The 18,178-nt window shown below is 40.8% G+C and carries 17 protein-coding genes; all 17 read left to right on the top strand.

All coding sequences use genetic code 11. The annotated features are described in order from the left end of the window. Window positions 1-6 precede the first annotated feature (6 nt). On the top strand, window positions 7-1,389 hold the full coding sequence (locus U3A58_RS04350; RefSeq protein ID WP_323822169.1) for a hypothetical protein: 1,383 nt from the start codon (window positions 7-9) through the stop codon (window positions 1,387-1,389). A gap of 9 nt (window positions 1,390-1,398) precedes the next feature. After that, window positions 1,399-2,547, top strand: a complete 1,149-nt coding sequence (locus U3A58_RS04345) for a glycosyltransferase family 4 protein (protein ID WP_323822168.1) — start codon at window positions 1,399-1,401, stop codon at window positions 2,545-2,547. Next, window positions 2,540-3,661, top strand: a complete 1,122-nt coding sequence (locus U3A58_RS04340; protein WP_323822167.1) for a glycosyltransferase family 4 protein — start codon at window positions 2,540-2,542, stop codon at window positions 3,659-3,661. Before U3A58_RS04345 ends, U3A58_RS04340 begins: the two co-directional genes overlap by 8 nt. Window positions 3,662-3,666: 5 nt before the next feature. After that, window positions 3,667-4,722 (top strand): glycosyltransferase, encoded by a 1,056-nt coding sequence (locus U3A58_RS04335; protein WP_323822166.1) that lies wholly within the window; start codon window positions 3,667-3,669, stop codon window positions 4,720-4,722. 1 nt (window position 4,723) lies between these two features. Beyond that, the gene (locus U3A58_RS04330; RefSeq protein ID WP_323822165.1) at window positions 4,724-6,193 is read left to right on the top strand and encodes an O-antigen ligase family protein; all 1,470 of its coding nucleotides are present in this window, start codon (window positions 4,724-4,726) and stop codon (window positions 6,191-6,193) included. 124 nt (window positions 6,194-6,317) lie between these two features. Next, window positions 6,318-7,496, top strand: coding sequence for a glycosyltransferase family 4 protein (locus tag U3A58_RS04325; RefSeq protein WP_323822164.1), 1,179 nt, complete (start codon window positions 6,318-6,320; stop codon window positions 7,494-7,496). Continuing rightward, window positions 7,477-8,289, top strand: coding sequence for a glycosyltransferase family 2 protein (locus U3A58_RS04320; RefSeq protein ID WP_323822163.1), 813 nt, complete (start codon window positions 7,477-7,479; stop codon window positions 8,287-8,289). Before U3A58_RS04325 ends, U3A58_RS04320 begins: the two co-directional genes overlap by 20 nt. A gap of 3 nt (window positions 8,290-8,292) precedes the next feature. After that, window positions 8,293-9,372 carry a hypothetical protein gene (locus U3A58_RS04315; protein ID WP_323822162.1) on the top strand — a complete coding sequence of 360 codons (1,080 nt, stop codon included), beginning with the start codon at window positions 8,293-8,295 and terminating at the stop codon, window positions 9,370-9,372. After that, window positions 9,372-10,292, top strand: a complete 921-nt coding sequence (locus U3A58_RS04310; protein WP_323822161.1) for a glycosyltransferase family 8 protein — start codon at window positions 9,372-9,374, stop codon at window positions 10,290-10,292. The genes U3A58_RS04315 and U3A58_RS04310 overlap by 1 nt, the downstream gene beginning before the upstream one ends. Before the next feature lie 24 nt (window positions 10,293-10,316). Beyond that, window positions 10,317-11,309 carry a Gfo/Idh/MocA family protein gene (locus U3A58_RS04305; RefSeq protein WP_323822160.1) on the top strand — a complete coding sequence of 331 codons (993 nt, stop codon included), beginning with the start codon at window positions 10,317-10,319 and terminating at the stop codon, window positions 11,307-11,309. After that, a complete protein-coding gene (locus U3A58_RS04300) occupies window positions 11,306-12,001 on the top strand; it encodes an acylneuraminate cytidylyltransferase family protein (RefSeq protein ID WP_323822159.1) in 696 nt (231 codons plus the stop codon). Before U3A58_RS04305 ends, U3A58_RS04300 begins: the two co-directional genes overlap by 4 nt. A gap of 115 nt (window positions 12,002-12,116) precedes the next feature. Beyond that, window positions 12,117-12,911, top strand: coding sequence for an SDR family oxidoreductase (locus U3A58_RS04295; RefSeq protein WP_323822158.1), 795 nt, complete (start codon window positions 12,117-12,119; stop codon window positions 12,909-12,911). 13 nt (window positions 12,912-12,924) lie between these two features. Then, on the top strand, window positions 12,925-13,968 hold the full coding sequence (locus U3A58_RS04290; RefSeq protein WP_323822157.1) for an N-acetylneuraminate synthase family protein: 1,044 nt from the start codon (window positions 12,925-12,927) through the stop codon (window positions 13,966-13,968). Window positions 13,969-13,993: 25 nt separating this feature from the next. After that, window positions 13,994-15,136, top strand: a complete 1,143-nt coding sequence (neuC, locus tag U3A58_RS04285) for a UDP-N-acetylglucosamine 2-epimerase (protein WP_323822156.1) — start codon at window positions 13,994-13,996, stop codon at window positions 15,134-15,136. After that, window positions 15,099-15,968, top strand: a complete 870-nt coding sequence (locus tag U3A58_RS04280; RefSeq protein ID WP_323822155.1) for an NAD-dependent epimerase/dehydratase family protein — start codon at window positions 15,099-15,101, stop codon at window positions 15,966-15,968. The genes neuC and U3A58_RS04280 overlap by 38 nt, the downstream gene beginning before the upstream one ends. A gap of 1 nt (window position 15,969) precedes the next feature. Continuing rightward, a complete protein-coding gene (locus U3A58_RS04275; RefSeq protein ID WP_323822154.1) occupies window positions 15,970-17,043 on the top strand; it encodes a nucleotidyltransferase family protein in 1,074 nt (357 codons plus the stop codon). Next, the gene (locus U3A58_RS04270) at window positions 17,040-18,032 is read left to right on the top strand and encodes a GDP-mannose 4,6-dehydratase (RefSeq protein WP_323822153.1); all 993 of its coding nucleotides are present in this window, start codon (window positions 17,040-17,042) and stop codon (window positions 18,030-18,032) included. The genes U3A58_RS04275 and U3A58_RS04270 overlap by 4 nt, the downstream gene beginning before the upstream one ends. Window positions 18,033-18,178 lie beyond the last annotated feature (146 nt).

The raw sequence follows: 18,178 nt of genomic DNA, 5'->3' as shown, positions 1-18,178 counted from the left end.
CACAAAATGAAAGTCTGTTTATTGATTCCTGACGGAATTGGTATCAGGAATTATTTATATTCTGATATTATACCTTTACTTACTAATGAAACTGGGAATACAGTTGCTGTTTGGCATTCATTAGACACAGTAGTTCTTAATGAGGCAGAAAAACTTCATCCAGGAGTACACTTTGAAAGTCATCAGTTTAATTTCTATAAGGAATCTCCCTTTCCCCGCTTTTTAAGAGACTGTGTGAGTTATGCTAGATTAAAAGTCAATGCTTTAGCTAATAATAACCCTACTATTCTGGACAACTGGCTACCCAAAAAATATCTCAAAGGCAGGGTTTCCAATTTCCTAGCCAAGCAATTGGGACGGACCTTCACTTCGCTGGAAAATATTGCGGCTGTGGAATCAATTATCAGAGAGCAGCAGCGAAAATCACCTGCATACAAAAAGTACAGGGATGATTTGCTAAAAATTATGCCCGATGTGCTTTTTTGTACGCACCAGAGAGAACCCAATGCTGGAATAGCCATGCTTGCAGCGCAAGATCTGCGAATCAAGACAATTACTGCGATATTTTCTTGGGACAATTTACCCAAAGGACGATTGCCTATGCGTACGGACCACTACCTAGTTTGGTCGCAGTACATGGAAGAAGAGTTATTGAATTACTTTCCGGATATCAGCAAGGAATCAATTCAAATTGTAGGTACGCCACAATTCGACTTCTATCAGGATCCTAATCTCTTGATGGATAGAGCCGAATTTGCAGCTCAAAATGGATTGGATTCCAGCAAACGTTGGTTATGCTTCTCAGGAGATGATTCGCTCACCTCGCCTCATGATGACACCTATTTATTTGATCTGGCAGATCAGTTAAAAGGCGAAAATGACCTGCAGATTTTATTCAGACCTGTACCCGTGGAAGCTTATGACCGGTATCAAAGTGTACTTGATGAATTTCCATTTATAAAACTTATGGTTCCCAAATGGAGAAAGGGGGAGCTTTGGAGTAAATATTTTCCCTATCCAGCTGATATAGCTGTCCTGGTTAACCTAGCTTATCACAGCGAAACGGTAGTGAATGTAGGTTCTACCATGGCGCTGGACTTTGCTCAGTTTAATAAACCAGGACTGTATGTGAACTATGAAGTGGATGTCAACCATCCCTGGTCGATTGAGCGTGTCTATAAATTCCAACATTTCCGGACTTTTGCAGACCTGGACGCAGTCGCATGGATTAATAGCAAGGGCCAAATTCTGCCTCAAGTGAGAAAAGCAATTGATGATCCGTCTAGTCTGGCACAGGATAGAAGTATCTGGAAAGATCGGATTGTATTCCAGGAAGATCATACAAGTGCCGCTCAGCGCATTGTCCAATTTATCTTAAGCTTACAGTAATTTCCTACTATGCATATTTGCTTTTTGACACATGAGTATCCAAAGCCGGGGTTGAATCCCGGCGGGGTAGGCGTGTTTTTACAGACCTTTTGTAATGCTTTAGTGAATGCAGGACACCAGGTTACTGTTTTAGGAGTAAATAACATTTCTCAAACAGAAGATTCTACATACAATAACCTGCGCGTGATTCGTTTTGCACAGCCCTCAGTTAAAGGCTTGAATTGGTTTTTGATTGGTAAAAAGCTAAATGCCTATTTAAAAGAAATCCACGTCCAGCATCCACTCCATATTGTTGAGGGATCTGAACTGGCCTTGGCGTTTATTTCTAAAAAACCCGGGATCAACTATGTGATCCGCATGCATGGAGGACATCATTTTTTTGCTGAATCTGAGAATAGAGGTGTAAATCCATGGAAAGCCTTCCAGGAAAAACGTTCCTTTGCCAAAGCGGATGCGTTTATCGCGGTTTCTGATTATGTGAGAAACCATACGGCAAAGTTTCTGTCCATCAAAAGTAAACCAATACAGACGATCAGGTATTTAATAGATCACGAAAAATTCCCTTATCAGGCTTATTATTCTGAAGCAGAAGAATTTTCATTGGTTTTTGTGGGGACGATATGTGAGAAAAAAGGAGTTGGGAATCTTGTCGAAGCCATGAAAAAGGTCATAAAGGTTTTTCCGAAAACCAGCTTATCCATATATGGTAAAGAATGGTTTTTCCCCGATGGAACTAGCTACACCACTTACCTTAAATCCAAAATCAGCGCAGAAATTAAAGATCGGATTCATATCAATCCTCCGGTGGCTCATGAGGAAATCCCCGGTATTTATGCCAAAGCTGAAGTCTGTGTGTTCCCATCTTTTATGGAAACTCAGGGGTTGGTCGCTCCTGAGGCGATGTTCATGGGTAAGGTGGTAATATTTACCGATAAAGGGCCCGGTCCAGAGACGATTGATCATTTAGTAAATGGCTTCCTGTGCAATCCACTGTCCGTTGACCACATTGCAGATACTATCATTCTCGCGCTGGAGAACAGGGATAAATTCCAGCAAATAGGAGAAAAAGCGCTTGAAAAGTCGCATAAGATGTTTCATATCTCTTCCGTGTTAGAGAAGAACCTACAATTCTATCACTCATTGGCTCTACATGAATGATTTTCTAATCATTACCTGTGTACAGCACAGTACAGCTAACGGGAAATATTTTGCCTATGGACCCTATGTCCGTGAGATGAATCTTTGGATTGAAAATGAACAATCCGTCAGGGTGGTAGCTCCAATGAAGGAGAGTGCGACTCCTGACAAAATAGATACGGCTTACGTACATCCTGAATTTACCTTTCGGGAGGTACCTGCCTACCATGTACAGAATACCCAGGCAATCATTCAAGCCATAAAAGACCTTCCTGGTATTATAGGAGAAATTTACCGAGCCATGAAGGTGGCAAAGCATATTCATATCCGTATCCCTGGCAATATGGGTTTATTGGCCATGTTTATACAGATTTTGTTTCCAGATAAACCTAAAACCATCAAGTATGCGGGAAATTGGGACGTTGATTCCAAGCAGCCGCTTACCTATAAAATTCAACGATTTATTGCAAATTCCACCTTTCTGACCAAGAACGCAAAGGTTCTGGTTTATGGGAAATGGCCTGATAGTACCAGCAATGTGTTGCCGTTTTTTACTGCTAGCTATCGGGAAAATGAAAAGGAACAAGTGATCAAGCCTGCTGCAGATGAGAAGATACGTCTTGTTTTTGTAGGGGCATTATATGATGGGAAAAACCCGGAAATCGGTCTGCAGCTTTCAAACTTGATGAGTCAGGCTGGTCTTAATTTCGAGTTTGTGTATTGTGGTGATGGAGTGATGAGGAAAGAACTGGAAACTTTATCCCTTGAATTAGGCTTGCATGACAAGGTAATATTCAAGGGGAATGTGGATGCCGACACAGTAAAGGATATACTTAAAAAGTCACACTTCCTGATATTCGTTTCCGAAACTGAAGGTTGGCCCAAAGCAGTGGCAGAAGCGATGTTTTGGGGCTGCATTCCATTTACATCCAGAGTTAGTTGTGTGCCTCAGATGGTTGGAGAAGAGAGGGAAAGAGGCGTATTGGTAAATAAACATCCCCAAGAGATATTTGAGCAACTGAAAACTTTATTGGAAGATAAAAAGGAATTCCAAAGGATGAGTACAGCTGCTATGGACTGGGCCAGAAATTATACCTTGGAGACTTTTCAGTCAGAAATTGAAGGATTGAAATGAGAATCATGCAAGTGATAGATTCCATGGCAGTCGGCGGCGCCGAGCGGATGGCTGTAAATATTGCCAATCTCTTTGCCAAAATGAATATTCCAAATATTCTTGTCGCCAGCAGGTCGAGCGGCCCCATGAATGACTTTCTACTGGATAAGGCGAGTTATCTTTGTCTTCACAAACAGTCTTTTTTTGATTTTAGGGCTTTTAAAAACTTGGTTTCCACAGCACGTAAATTCAAACCCACCCATATTCATGTGCATGATTCTTCCGTTTTCTGGGGAGTAATGTTGAGGAAATTTGTCCCAGGGAGTAAGTTGATTTGGCATGCGCATTACGGAGGTTTCTCTGGTGATGATCAACGATTTGGTAATAAAATTAAGTTCATTGAAAGCTCCATAGATGCAGTCATTACCGTGAACGAAGAGCTGAAATACTGGATCGAAAAGGAATTGACCAAAATCAGGAACGTTGCCTATATTCAGAATTTTCCGGATCTGCCGGGAGAAGTCTCCAGACAAAGTCCGTCGGCAGTGATTCTTTGTTTGGCAAATTTAAAACCACCCAAAAACCATCACATACTGGTCAATACTTTTTTGGAATTTGTAGCTTCACATCCTTCTTACAAATTGAAACTCGTCGGTGCGACAGAAAACCCTTCTTATCTTGCAGAAATTGAAGAGCTGATTCGCAGCAACGCCATGGAGAACAGTATTTTGATTGAAGGAATCCAGCTTGATTTAACACCTTATATGGAGGAAGCTCAATTTGCCGTCTTGAGTTCTGATGTAGAGGGTTTACCGGTTTCACTGTTGGAGCTGGGATTAGGCAATGTACCGATAGTGACCACGGCGGTTGGACAATGCGAAGCGTTACTAGAACAAGGTAAATTTGGGTACTTGGTGGAAAAAGGAAGTAAAGATGCGCTGCTAGGAGCCATGCTACATGTGGCAGCAAATATTTCGGAGGCAGACGCGAAAGCAGAGTTGTTTGCCAGTCATGTCTCAGCTAACTTTGGCAATATGAATTTTTTAGAAAAATATAATAATTTATTAAAGGGCCTGAGCTAAGATGTTTATATTTTTCAATTCATTAAAGCAACAAAATAAAGCCTTTTTTTGGTTTATAGTCCATGTATTGCTGGGTGCATCTGCAACGATCTCTGCATCCCCGATGATCATTTATTTCTATGTGCTTCTTGGGTACAGTTTTATCAATCTATTTAATGTCAATGCTGTCGATAGGCCCCGTTTGATTGCAGAGATTATCATATATTTTGCATCCTTCGAAGCTCTTGGGAGATTAGCAGGTTCTGACCCATTTATTCCTTATGAATTGGGAAAGTATATTATACTTTTTCTTTGTCCACTAGGTCTTTTGCTCAACAGAAATCAGTCTGCCAAAGGCATGATCGGACTAGTGATCGTTATTCTATCCATTCCCGCCGTCATGTTTGACGAAAGTAATCAGGTAACATTTAATGATATCAAATTCAACCTATTGGGACTTTTAAATATAGGCGTCGCAATTTGGTTTTTTTCAACACTGAATTTGAATCTTAAGACGCTGATCAACTGGTCTAAACCTTTGGTTTATCCTATTGTTTCAGTGTTGATTTTCACTATCATCCGTACCCCGAATCTGGATGAAGTAGAGTTCACCTTGGGTGCGAATTTTGCTACTGCCGGAGGGTTTGGATCTAATCAAGTATCCACTATTTTGGGGCTGGGGGTTTTTGTGATTTCGGTGGCTATTCTCTTGAATTATAAGATCTCCGGCTTCAGATGGTTAGATGGGATAATGTTAGGACTCTTTACAATTCAAGGACTACTGACTTTTTCCCGCGGAGGTATGATCGGCGGGTTTTTTGGGGTGTTCGTAGTGATGTTCTATCTGACCAAGCTGAGTGCCAAAGAACGTAGCATACTAAGAATTCCTAATTTCAAAAAATTCATTCTCCCTGTCGGTATCCTCCTATTTATTGTGATGTTTGCCGCAAATTTAATCACTGGAGGAATGCTATTACTCCGCTACATGGGAGAGACGCAGGGAACTCTAGCTGGATCAGCTGAAAAAAACCTCAATAAAATAACCACAAATAGATCTGATATATTTATGGAAGATGTGGATTTGTTTTTGGATCATAGTCTGCTGGGAGTAGGCGTGGGGGCTTCTACTTACATGCGTAATGAGTACAAAGGATATGCCCCACATGTGGAATTGTCCAGGTTGATAGCGGAGCATGGTGCCTTAGGATTAATAATATTCTCTTTATTTATACTGGTGTTCTTTTTAAATAAAGGCTATGCCCCTGAGTCCATCAGTAAGGGGATATTGATTGCGCTGTTTTTATTGGGATTTCTGGCGACCTTCCATTCTGCCACGCGTACCTACATCACACCTTTGTTGATGGGTATTTCCTGCGTTAATATGCGATCTATTTCCAAAAGAAATAAAAAAGGACGAAGAGTAGTCAATGCAAAAACCGTCAATAGATTTAAACTCCAACCTGCTGATTCGGAACAAAACGTACCTGTTTAGTTCTTATCTTCAGCTTGATTCCAAATCATTTGGTCAGTCTAGAAATCTCTTTTTTTGAAGGTAAAGGTTCAGCTACTTTAGCCTTTTTCTCATTCCAAACCATTCCTAAAAGCTAGTTCAGCCATTGAAGATTTTTGCATATAACGACTTTATTTTAAAGAAAAACAAGGGTAAAATATATGCGGATGATTCGCATATATTATTTATTAAAGCTACCTGCAAAACGTATTTTGATGAATCCCAATTAGGGTCCAGATGCATTGAAACCGAGGAGTCAGGACATTATTTTTTCACTGAGAAGAGGGAAGAAGTTCTGGTATTCCCATTTTATTCCAGTGTGTCAGAGTTTCTCAAAAAACCTAGTTTATTCAGTAGGTCAAAAGAGTTGTTGCAGTCAGCGGTCACTCACTTTGATGTATTTTGGGTTACCTGGCCTCACCCGATTAGCTTCCTGATTTTGCTGCTGATAGGAAGGAAGAAACCTGTAGTGCTTTTTATGCGCCAAAACCTAGAAGCGCTAATACAAGTACGGTACTCAGGCATTCAGAAGTGGGCCGGACTCAGTTTTACAAAATTCCTGTATTGGTATGCGGAGAAATTTCATGCTAATGCCCTCTTGATTACCGTGGGGGATGAGATGTATGAGCGTTTCAACGGGAAGTTTATCCATTCATCTTATATCAGCGATTCCATAGTTTCCGAACAGGTTCGTATGTCTTCCCGGGAGATGGATTTCGAGAAGATCAAACTACTTTTTGTCGGAAGATTGGAACCTGAGAAGGGACTTCCTGATCTGTTCCGAGCGGTTCAATTGTTAAACAAAACCAATAATACGGAACTCACAATTGTAGGAGAGGGTGATCAGAAGGATCAGCTCATCAACCTGAGGGAAGAGCTGAATTTGCATTCGAAAATCAAATTCACAGGCTATAAGCCATTTGGAGAGGAGCTTTTCGAGTTGTACAGAAACCATCACTTCTTGATGATATCTTCTTATAGTGAAGGCTTGCCTAAGATTATCAATGAAGCCAGAGCATTTGCCCTGCCGGTGATCTCTACCAAAGTTGGAGGTATAGCAAAGGCTTTACAGCATGAGAAAACATGCCTTTTTGTGTCTCCGGGCAAGCCGGAGGAATTGAGTAGGGCAGTGGTAAGATTAATAGGGGACCCTACCCTCTATCACTCTATCAGTGCCAATTTGAGTGACGAGTTTTCCGGAAATTCATTAGAGTATTGGAGTAAAATATTCGCAGATTTAGTACATGATTATTGCAACTTAGAATATGCAGAAAGCAGAAAATAGTGCTGATTTTCTAGTGTCGGTGATCGTGCCTGTATATAATACAGCCCAGTTTATCCTCGACTGTATCAAATCCGTCCAACGCCAAACTTACCCTCACTGGGAGCTAGTACTCGTAGATGATCGATCTACTGATCGCTCATGGGATATTTGTACCGCTGCAGCTGCTGAGGACTCGAGGATTAAGGTGTTTATTCAGGAAAAAAACAGTGGAGCACTAGCCTCCCGAAACAAAGGGATAGAAGAAGCTAAAGGTAGATTTATTTGTTTTTTGGATTCCGATGACACCTATGAGCCTTCTAAGATCGAGACCCAATTGTCATTTATGCTCAAAGAAAAGCATGCGGTTTCCTTCACTATGTTTCAGCGGATTACCGAATCTGGAGAATATATGGGTAAAGGTAATGTCGGTTTTACTTCAGAAATCTCCTATCAGCAACTTCTGGGCAATCCCCAGTTCTCCATCATAACTCTTATGCTAGACTCAGCGCAGGTGTCTATTCCGCTTTTGAAACTGGATCTCTTGAAAGCGGAGGATTATGTGTTTCATTTAGCCATTTTGAAACAAGGTTTTAAGGCCTATGGGATAAATAAAGCCCTGTCCAATTATAGATACCGCATCGGATCCCAGAGCACTTCATTTATGGGAAATGCAGCTGATCTATGGAAGGTGCTGTATTCCATTGAAAAGCTTGGCCTCCTGTCGGCCACATACTACTTTTCCAGGTACATCACTAAGGGACTGAAAAAGAAAATGATCTTAATGAGCCAGATTAAACAAGTTAGTGGGAACTGAATTATGACTATTTCCCAAAAAATCAGCAATAAAATCGAAACCTATCAAGTCAAGATCATGACTTATTTTTTCAGGGTAATTGACAAGTTGTATCCAAAGTATTATAGGCTGGAAAATTCGTCTGATTTCATCTTTCCTTTGGGGTATTGCATTCCAGATGAATTGATCTTAGATGAAGTTCCTGAGAAAACCTCCCTCTGGGCAGAAGTGGTTCCCGGTTTGAGAGAAACCTATAGGTTTTCTAATGAGCAGGATTATTATGCTATGTATGCGGATGCCCAATTTGCTTATACCTGGAAAAAAGGAGGCTGGGATTGCCTGAGACATTATGAGATCCTGGCCAATGGTGCCATTCCAGTTTTCCCGGATTTGACATCTTGTCCAAAGGATACGCTTTCCCATCTACCCAAAGAGCTGATCATTCAAGCAAACAAGGAGTTGTTGCCATGGAAAGACAATTCAGATTACCAAAGCATCTATACAAAATACGCGGCAGATATTCTCAAACATTTTAAGGCGAATGCTACTTGCTCTGCTGTTGCAAATAATTTCCTGAAAAATCTAGGAGCTAAGGCCAACCAAAAAATTCTCTTCCTAAATTGTGATGCAAATATTAATTATTCAAGAGAGCTGCTTTTTATTGGGCTAAGTCGAGTTCTAGAGTCTGAGAAGGGGCTATGCTTTGCCTATCCAAAGCTAGATTACCTATACAAAGACTTTCCGGTAGATAAAGCCAAGCAGTGCTACGGAAGAGGATTTGGATATACTAGGAGACTAACCACTTCGGCAGAGTTAGAAGCTATTCCTGCCACAGATGATGCCGTAGAAAACTCCATTAAAAGAGGGCACTGGGATTTTATTATCTATGGCAAAATGGGTTCGGATGAAGGGGTATTAGGTACAGCCCCTACCTGCCCATTTTGGAAAACTGTTTCTGAAATCTATAGCAAAGAGAGGATAGCATTTGTGTATGGTGGTGACCATCTCCAAAATTTGAAAGATATGGGAAGTACACATTCCCGGCATTTGGCTAAGCATGCACGAGTAGGTAAATGCTTTGTCCGTGAACTACAGCTGAGCTGATGACAACCAAAACACCATATGAAATCCCTATAGTATTCTGCTCAGATGGAAAGTTTATTTCCCATGTGATGACTACGATGCTTTCTGTAATCAAAGCAAACCCGAATATATATTTTCAATTTTACTTGCTAGGTACAGAACTTACAGAGCCCAAAAAATCAGCTATTTCCAACAAGGTGAAATCTCTGGGTTCGAAATTTGATTTTATCAAGCTCGATGATGATGTATTTGAAAATTTCCCCATTCCTCATCATTTCTCAAGAGCTAATTACTACAGACTTCTAATTCCTGAACTAATCCCATATACTAAAAAAGCAATCTATTTAGACGCTGATATTATTGTGGTTTCTTCACTGACTGAATTCCTGAAGTTTGATCTGAAAAACAAGGTTCTTGCAGCTGTTGTTGATCCTATCTACCAATGGAAAACGGAGCTAGGGATGAGTGATTCAGCCACTTATTTTAATTCTGGTGTCATGCTGATCAATCTTGACCTTTGGAAAGAACGAGATATTACCAACAAAGCATTTGAATTTATCCATAACTATCCTGACAAAATCAGATTTGTTGATCAGTGTGCTTTGAACGGAGTCATCGATGGAGAATATTTGGAATTGACTCCCAGATTCAACCAACAGGCGATTTTGTACAGAGAAGGGTTTGATTTTGGAGAAACGACCTGGACTAGTGATCAAATAAAGGAAGCGGTGGATTCTCCTATCCTTATCCACTATACAGGCTCAAGCAAACCTTGGCAGTATAACAGTAATCACCCAAGGAAGTCCGAGTATTGGAAGATTCAAAAGGATTCACCTTTACGGTTAAAACGTCCCGAAGGAATGGTCTGGTCAGACCATATTAAATCTCTTTTTCCTAATTCGTTGAAAAATATGCTCAGGTCGCTATTCAAATTTGCTTGATTCAGCTTGCAAGAACTGACATTTATGCAATCAAAAAGAATACTAATTATTGCCCTTGGATCTATAGGGACGAGACATTTCAATAATCTGAAGATCCTGGGATTTCAAGATATTGTGCTGGTCAGCTCCAAGTTGATCAAACCCAAAGAGTGGGATGGTCATGATGTTTTTCCAAAATTGGAACTTGCATTGGAAGCTTATCAATTTACCCACGCTTTTGTATGTTCGCCTACTGCTTTTCATGTAGATCAATTAAAGACTCTGGTTCAGGCAAGAGTCTCTAAAATCTATTTGGAGAAGCCTATCAGTCATACCTTGGATGATTTGGAGCAATTCAAAACTGCTGCAGAACTTGGAGTTCAGATACTAGTAGGCTATGACCTTCACTATGATCCGGGGTTGACTAGAGTCAGAAAATTACTGCATGATAAAGTAATAGGTAAAGTATATTCTGCAAATGCCTTTGTAGGACAATATCTACCCGATTGGAGGCCTTACGAAGACCACAGAAAAGGTATGAGTGCTTCTCTCGAACGAGGGGGAGGTGTGATGCTGGATTTAATCCATGAGTTTGACTACCTCATATGGTTGATGGGAAAAGCAGCATCTGTGACTGCCATTTACCAGAAAAATAGAGAACTGGAAATTGAGACTGAGGATGTTGCAGATGTGTTGATCAGGTTCGAATCTGGAGCCTCCGGAACAATCCACTTAGATTATCACCAGCGTGTACTGATCCGCAATTGTGTGCTTACAGGCGCCCTTGGAACTATTAAATGGGATTTGGCTGCACGCACAGTGACGCTCACTCAAGCAGATAAAAAGGAAGAAGTATTTGATTTTTCTAATTTCGAGCGAAATGACCGATATTTAGAAATTGCTAAAGCTTTCATGGAAGAAGAATCAGATGATAGAATTTGTACCTTTGAGCAGGGGGTAGAAAGCCTCCAACTTGTCATGGCCTCAAAAATTTCCAGTCAATCCAATTCACTTATAAAATTCCCGTTATTTAAATGATTTTAGCTACCATCTGCTGCCGCGGAGGATCCAAAGGTGTTCCGAACAAAAATCTACGGCTCATGCATGGCATACCATTAATTGGTCATACCATTCGTCAAGCTCAGCAAAGTGAATTGATCGCAGACTTAATTATCTCCACAGATACCCAACAAATTGCTGATATAGCTAGAGAGTATGGAGCCAAAGTGCCTTTCATGAGACCTGGCGATTTGGCTTCTGATTCTGCTAGCAAATGGCCTGTATTTATACATGCACTTGAATTTTACGAAAAAGAATATGGTCAGGAAGTCGAGTATTTGGTAGATCTGGATGTCACAGTTCCCTTGAAAACTCCTCAGGATATAGACGGGGCAATTCAACTTGCTCTGGATAATCCTACCACAGAAGTAGTGATTACAGGCTATGAGCCGGAGAGAAACCCTTACTTCAACATGATGGAGATACGGGAAGATGGATTAGCTGAAATCGTAAAAAAGTCTGATAAACCTATTGTAAGAAGACAAGATGCTCCTGATGTCTATAGTCTCTCACCTGCTGCATTTGTGATCAAAAAATCTGCTTTATATAACTATCCACATTGGAGCAAAGCTCCTTGTAGGATTTTCCCTATTCCCAGAGAAAGGGCTATAGATATTGATTCACTCTTAGATTTTGAACTAGTAGAATTTTTAATGGGTAAGCAACAATGAAATTCCCATGAGAAGTGCGTCTCCCACAGTGGGATGATTTTCTACCATGCGAGATTCCATCCCGTTTCCTTCGTCACGGGACAGGTTATGACCTTTTAAAAACAATTATAAACAGATGAACGATATTTTCGATTTAAGTGATAAAATAGTTTTAATCACAGGTGGAGCAGGATTATTAGGTCCTGAAATGGCTTCTGCATTACTTGAAAAAGGAGCAACAGTGATTTTGGCCGATTTGGATAAAAGCAAGTGTGATGCGATCATCCTTGAAAAATCCTGGCAAGATCTACCTGTCATAGGGATTGGACTAGATGTATCTTCCTCCCAGTCTTGGAAAGATGCCTTGAAACTCATCTTGGATAAACACGGCAAAATCGATGTATTAATCAATGGTGCCGCCAGCACAAATCAGTCTAAGACAGCTAATTTTGAAGCAGGCTTTGAAGACTTTCCAGAGGAAGATTGGGATAGGATAATGGACATTAATTTGAAAGGAGTTTTTTTGGGATGTCAGGTAATCGGAAAGCAAATGCTCACGCAGGGTAAGGGTAATATTATTAATATTGCGAGTCTTTATGGAGTGGTCAGTCCCAATCATCGGATTTATCCAGGTACTGGTATATTCCAGCCTGTTGCCTATAGCGTTAGCAAGCAAGGTGTTATTGCCCTCACCAAGTACTTAGCCACTTTATGGGCTGACAAGCAAATCCGTGTGAATTCCCTTACTCCAGGTGGCGTATGGAATGGGCATGAAGGCCTGTTTTATGAGCGCTATAAGCAGCTAAACCCCTCTGGGGATATGGCTCATAAGTCTGATATGAATGGTGGTATAGTGTTTTTGGCATCAGAGGCCTCCAAACATATAGTGGGACATAACTTAATTATTGACGGAGGTTACTCCGTATGGTAAAATCTACAAGCAAATGAATAAACCTTACATAGAAATAGCCGGACGAAAAATAGGCTATGATTTTCCGCCATTAGTGATTGCCGAAATTGGAATAAACCATGGTGGCTCTCTTGAAGTAGCAAAGGAACTGGTAGATTCTGCTAAGCGTGCAGGAGTAGAAATGGTGAAGCATCAGACCCATATTGTAGATGATGAAATGAGCCGGGAAGCAAAAAACACCATTCCTTCTCACACCAAAGAAAGTATTTACGAAATCATGCAAACCTGCGCTCTTTCTGAGCAAGAGGAGCTGGAGTTTAAAGAATATGTGGAGACACAAGGAATGATTTTCATATCAACTCCTTTTTCTCGTGCGGCGGCTGATAGACTGATTTCTTGGGATGTACCTGGATTTAAAATAGGCTCAGGTGAATGCAATAACCATCCCTTGCTGGAGCACATAGCGTCCTTTGGGAAGCCTATGATATTAAGTACTGGAATGAATGATTTGGTGAGTGTAGCAAAGTCAGTTGCTATATTGGTAAAGCACCATGTGCCTTTTGCTTTGCTTCATACTACCAATTTGTACCCTACGCCAAACCACCTGGTTAGATTAGGAGCTATGGCTCAGCTTCAGGAAGCTTTTCCTCAGGCTGTAGTCGGACTGAGTGATCATACGATTACCAATCATGCCTGCTTTGGAGCGGTGGCTCTGGGAGCTTCCATTTTGGAAAGGCACTTCACCGATCACATGCAAAGGAAAGGGCCAGACATCGTTTGCTCTATGGATGAGCAAGCCTGCGCTGAACTGATTGAGGGTTCGCATATCATCCAGTTGCAAAGAGGCGGAGACAAGAAGGCAGTGGCGGAAGAGCAAGCTACGATAGACTTCGCTTTTGCTACGGTATGTACCATCAGACCAATAGCTTCAGGAGAAGTATTTACAAGAGAAAATATCTGGGTGAAAAGGCCTGGGAAAGGCGGTATTCTAGCCGAACACTTTGAGTCTATCTTGGGCAAATCAGCTGCAGAAGACCTGGAAGTGGATATTCAGGTGCAGTGGAATAGTATTAAATAAATCACATCAATAAGTAGGTTAAATAATGAAAGTATTTGTACTCATAGAAAGAAGAGCTGATTATAGTAGATATAAGCCAATCTTAGAAAGAATGAAAGCTGATTCATTCTTTGAAATTTACCTGGTAGTGACGGGCATTTGTCTGTTGGATCTTCATGGTAAAGATGTCAACTACATAGAAGATGACGGATTTACTATCGACGCCAAAATTCCGATGTTTGACTCAAATGCGCCTGATTCAGGAGCTGAAATGGTTCGATCCATGGCTAGAGTCTTGACAGGAGTGACCTATGAATTAGAAAAATCAAAACCTGATTTGGTTCTATCTGGCTTTGATATCGGTGGAAACTTTGCCGTGACTGTGGCTGCTGCACATATGAACATCCCTGTTGCACATATTCAAGGTGGAGAGGTAACGGGAAGCATAGATGAATCTATCAGACATGCGATGACTAAGTTCTCCCATATTCACTTTCCTGCCACTGAAGATGCAGAAAAGAGATTGATTCGACTTGGCGAAAACCCGAAAGATATTCATGTAGTCGGTTGCCCGTCTATCGATGTATTGGTCAATACTCCAACCATGGACGCTTCCGAATTGGAAAAAGAGTTTGGGTTGGACTTTTCAAAACCCTTTGTTTTGGTGATTCAGCATCCAGTTACTACCGAGGCTATGTCTTCTATTGATCAAATCAGGGAGACCCTTAAGGCTTTGAAAAACATAGATGCTCAAGTGGTGTTCCTTCTGCCAAATAACGATGCAGGACATTCTAAAATCATTGAGGAAATCAAAGCTTCAGGATTCAAGTGGATACCTTCTCTTCCAACGCTTAAATTCGTCAATCTGTACAGAAACGCATGGGCTTTGGTGGGGAACTCTAGTTCTGGAATTCATGAAACCCCAACTTTGAAAATTCCTGCTGTTAATATAGGAAATAGGCAAATGGGAAGGGAACGTGCTAACAATGTGCTAGATGTGCCTAATGATGCTTCGCAAATAGAGAAAGCAATTCATAAAGCATTATTTGACGAAGAGTTTAGAAAAGAGGTCTCTGAAATAAAGAATCCATATGGAGAGGGAAATTCTGCTAAACAGATCGTAGACATTCTCAAAAACTTAGACCTGTCAAGTGTCAGCATCCAAAAAATATTTTACGAAGGAAAGTAAAATCTTACTTCTCGGTGGAAATGGCTATTTAGGTAGCCATTTTTCCGCTGTTTTAGAAAAGGTTGGCTTTTCGAATATCCTTATAGGTTCCAGAAAAGGAGAAGGTGCGCGTCATCTGAAGTTGGACATATGCTCACCCGACTCAGTGCTGTTGATTAGGGAAGAGAAATTTGACTTTATCTTCAATTTCACCGGCCAGATAAGCAGGCCCATACAAGCTTGCCTACTTCAAAACACCTTGGGGATCCAACACTTGATTCAGGCATGTGCAGAGCATACCAAGCTGATTCAACTCTCAAGCGTAGGAGTGTATGGCTCAGGAGATTTTGTGGATGAATCTCACACCTGTCAACCAGAGACTCCTTACTCCACGCTCAAATTAGCAGCTGAAGAGTTTATTTTGGCAGGCTTGGAACCTGAAAACAGATTGATCCTTAGGCTTTCCAATATTTATGGTTCTACCCAGCCCAAAGGTGTTTTCGCTTATTTGCTGAGAGCTGGTCTCTCTGATCAGGTGCTTGATTTCAATAATGACGGAAGTCTATTCCGCTTTTTTCTTCACGTAGAGGATTTGTCGCAGGCAATTTTAATGGTGATGGAAAGCATGGACTGGGGAAAGACACCGATTTTGAATATGGTGGGCAGAGATCATTTCAACGTTCATCAGTTGATTGACTTGTTCGAGAAAAACCTAGGCTTCCACTACCAAAGGAATTTTGAGCCTATCAGACCCTATGATAATATGATGAAAATATCAGATAAAGTTTTTAGAGACTTAACTGAATTTGAAGAAAGGTTTACCTTAGAAGCATACATAAAGGAATTAGTTTAATATGTTTATTGATAAAGATAAAATCAACCTTTTCACAGCTGCCCAAAATATCTCAGTCCGTGAAGCAATGCGACTGATAGAGACAAATAAGAGGGGACTCATTTTTGTGTTGAATAGCGATGATAAGTTAGTTGGTTCCGTAAGTGACGGTGACATCCGAAGAGGGATATTAAATGGCTGCCAACTCGATGATAGTCTTTCTGCAGTTATGAATTCCAATCCTTTTACTGTTTCCATACAGGAGCAGAAAACTTTGGATATGAAGCAGATTACCGAGCGGGGAATTAAGCTCGTCCCTGTGATAGATGCTCAGGGGAAAATACATCATTTTCTTTCCTCAGAACCAGAAAAAGCCAGCCCAACGATTGAAAATCCGGTTGTTTTGATGGTAGGAGGGAGAGGAATCCGATTAGAACCACTGACTCAAAATATACCAAAACCACTGCTCAAGGTAGGCAATAAGCCGATTTTGCAAACCATCCTAGAGAGGCTTCATCTATTTGGGTTTCGAAACGTGTACCTTTGCACCAATTATTTATCAGAACACATTGAAGAGTTTTGTGGTGATGGTTCTACTTTTGGACTATCCATTCGCTATTTCAAAGAAGATAAAAAGCTAGGGACTATTGGTGCGGTCAAATACCTCGAAGATCAGCTTAAACTTCCCTTCCTAGTGATGAATGGAGATCTGTTGACCTCTTTGAATTATAAGTCCGTACTTGATTTTCACATAGAGAATAACGCCAAACTGACCATTGGTAGCGCCTCTTATGAAGCAAAAGTGCCCTATGGAGTATTGCAGACGGAAGGCTGTCAAGTGACCTCTGTTTTGGAAAAACCAACCTATTCATTCCGAATCAGCGGGGGAATCTATGCACTCAGTCCAGATACCTTGAGTCACATCCCAAAAGGTAATTTTTTCGACATTACAGATCTGATGGATGTGCTTTTGAGAGAAAAGCAGTCTATTGTCGCCTTCCCAATTGAAGAATACTGGCTCGATATAGGTCAACATCAAGACTACGAAAAAGCCAATCTTGACTATAAAAATCTATTTAATAAATCAAATCCATGAATTACACCGGAAAAAAAGTCCTGGTAACTGGAGCAGCGGGCTTTATAGGAAGCCATCTAACTGAGGAATTGGTTAAAGCTGGTGCCGAAGTTACCGCCTTGGTTCATTACAATTCCAACTCCAATACGAACAATCTACGCTTTCTTCCTAAGGAAATTCTCAGTCAGGTTGAAATTGTTTTTGGAGATATTCAAGATGGATTTCTTATGAATTCCTTGTCCGAAGGAAGAGAAATCGTATTTCACCTCGCTGCACTGATCGGAATTCCTTATTCATACGTGGCTCCGGCTGCGTATGTATCTACCAACATTACCGGAACATTGAACATGTTGGAAGCTGCAAGAAGTCAAGGGGTTCAGAAACTTCTCGTAACCTCAACCTCCGAGACTTACGGTACAGCTTTATATGCTCCTATTGACGAGAAGCATCCCCTGCAAGGGCAATCTCCTTATTCAGCTACAAAAATTGGAGCTGATAAGCTTGCGGAGAGTTATTTCTTATCCTTCCACTTGCCTGTCTGTGTGTTTAGGCCTTTCAATACCTTTGGCCCAAGACAATCTACCCGTGCGGTAATTCCTACTATAGTATCTCAAGTCCTTTCGGATTCGAATGAAATCCGCCTCGGTTCTTTGGATCCGGTGAGAGATATGCTTTATGTAAAAGACACGGCCAGAGGCTTTATGCTGGCCGCGTTGGCTGAGTCCACTGTTGGTGAGGTAGTAAGTGTTGGTACAGGAAGAGGAGATACGATTGGAGAAATAGTAGATATGGTTCAAAAGATTTGTGGTACGAACAAAGAAGTTATTGCAGAAAATCAACGAATAAGACCAGAGAAAAGTGAGGTAATGAAATTGATTTGCGATTCTACTAAAGCTAAAACCCTTTTTGATTGGGAGCCTCAATATTCCTTGGAACAAGGATTGTCGGAGGTAGTAGAATTTATGAAAAATAATAAGACAGAAATAGATCCTTCTAAATACGCGATCTAACTTTCTGAAGTTAAGTGATAAAAAAGTGGCTGTCTCAAAAGTAGATAGTTTAAAAGGCTAGTCGATTACTCGGCTAGCCTTTCTTGTTTTACTCAAAATATGTACTTTGAGGTGTGGAAAAACAAGACTTAAATGTAGTCTTTAAA

Source organism: Algoriphagus persicinus (genome assembly GCF_035156415.1).
Lineage (GTDB): Bacteria > Bacteroidota > Bacteroidia > Cytophagales > Cyclobacteriaceae > Algoriphagus > Algoriphagus persicinus.
Note: the sequence above shows the minus strand (reverse complement) of the source record. Positions and strands in the feature narration are given on the sequence as shown.

Excerpts from the sequence above, each read along its gene's own strand:
- U3A58_RS04350 (WP_323822169.1), top strand. The coding sequence starts at position 7 with ATGAAAGTCTGTTTATTGATTCCTGACGGAATTGGTATCAGGAATTAT.
- U3A58_RS04345 (WP_323822168.1), top strand. The coding sequence starts at position 1,399 with ATGCATATTTGCTTTTTGACACATGAGTATCCAAAGCCGGGGTTGAAT.
- U3A58_RS04340 (WP_323822167.1), top strand. The coding sequence starts at position 2,540 with ATGAATGATTTTCTAATCATTACCTGTGTACAGCACAGTACAGCTAAC.
- U3A58_RS04335 (WP_323822166.1), top strand. The coding sequence starts at position 3,667 with ATGCAAGTGATAGATTCCATGGCAGTCGGCGGCGCCGAGCGGATGGCT.
- U3A58_RS04330 (WP_323822165.1), top strand. The coding sequence starts at position 4,724 with ATGTTTATATTTTTCAATTCATTAAAGCAACAAAATAAAGCCTTTTTT.
- U3A58_RS04320 (WP_323822163.1), top strand. The coding sequence starts at position 7,477 with ATGCAGAAAGCAGAAAATAGTGCTGATTTTCTAGTGTCGGTGATCGTG.
- U3A58_RS04315 (WP_323822162.1), top strand. The coding sequence starts at position 8,293 with ATGACTATTTCCCAAAAAATCAGCAATAAAATCGAAACCTATCAAGTC.
- U3A58_RS04310 (WP_323822161.1), top strand. The coding sequence starts at position 9,372 with ATGACAACCAAAACACCATATGAAATCCCTATAGTATTCTGCTCAGAT.
- U3A58_RS04305 (WP_323822160.1), top strand. The coding sequence starts at position 10,317 with ATGCAATCAAAAAGAATACTAATTATTGCCCTTGGATCTATAGGGACG.
- U3A58_RS04300 (WP_323822159.1), top strand. The coding sequence starts at position 11,306 with ATGATTTTAGCTACCATCTGCTGCCGCGGAGGATCCAAAGGTGTTCCG.
- U3A58_RS04295 (WP_323822158.1), top strand. The coding sequence starts at position 12,117 with ATGAACGATATTTTCGATTTAAGTGATAAAATAGTTTTAATCACAGGT.
- U3A58_RS04290 (WP_323822157.1), top strand. The coding sequence starts at position 12,925 with ATGAATAAACCTTACATAGAAATAGCCGGACGAAAAATAGGCTATGAT.
- neuC (WP_323822156.1), top strand. The coding sequence starts at position 13,994 with ATGAAAGTATTTGTACTCATAGAAAGAAGAGCTGATTATAGTAGATAT.
- U3A58_RS04275 (WP_323822154.1), top strand. The coding sequence starts at position 15,970 with ATGTTTATTGATAAAGATAAAATCAACCTTTTCACAGCTGCCCAAAAT.
- U3A58_RS04270 (WP_323822153.1), top strand. The coding sequence starts at position 17,040 with ATGAATTACACCGGAAAAAAAGTCCTGGTAACTGGAGCAGCGGGCTTT.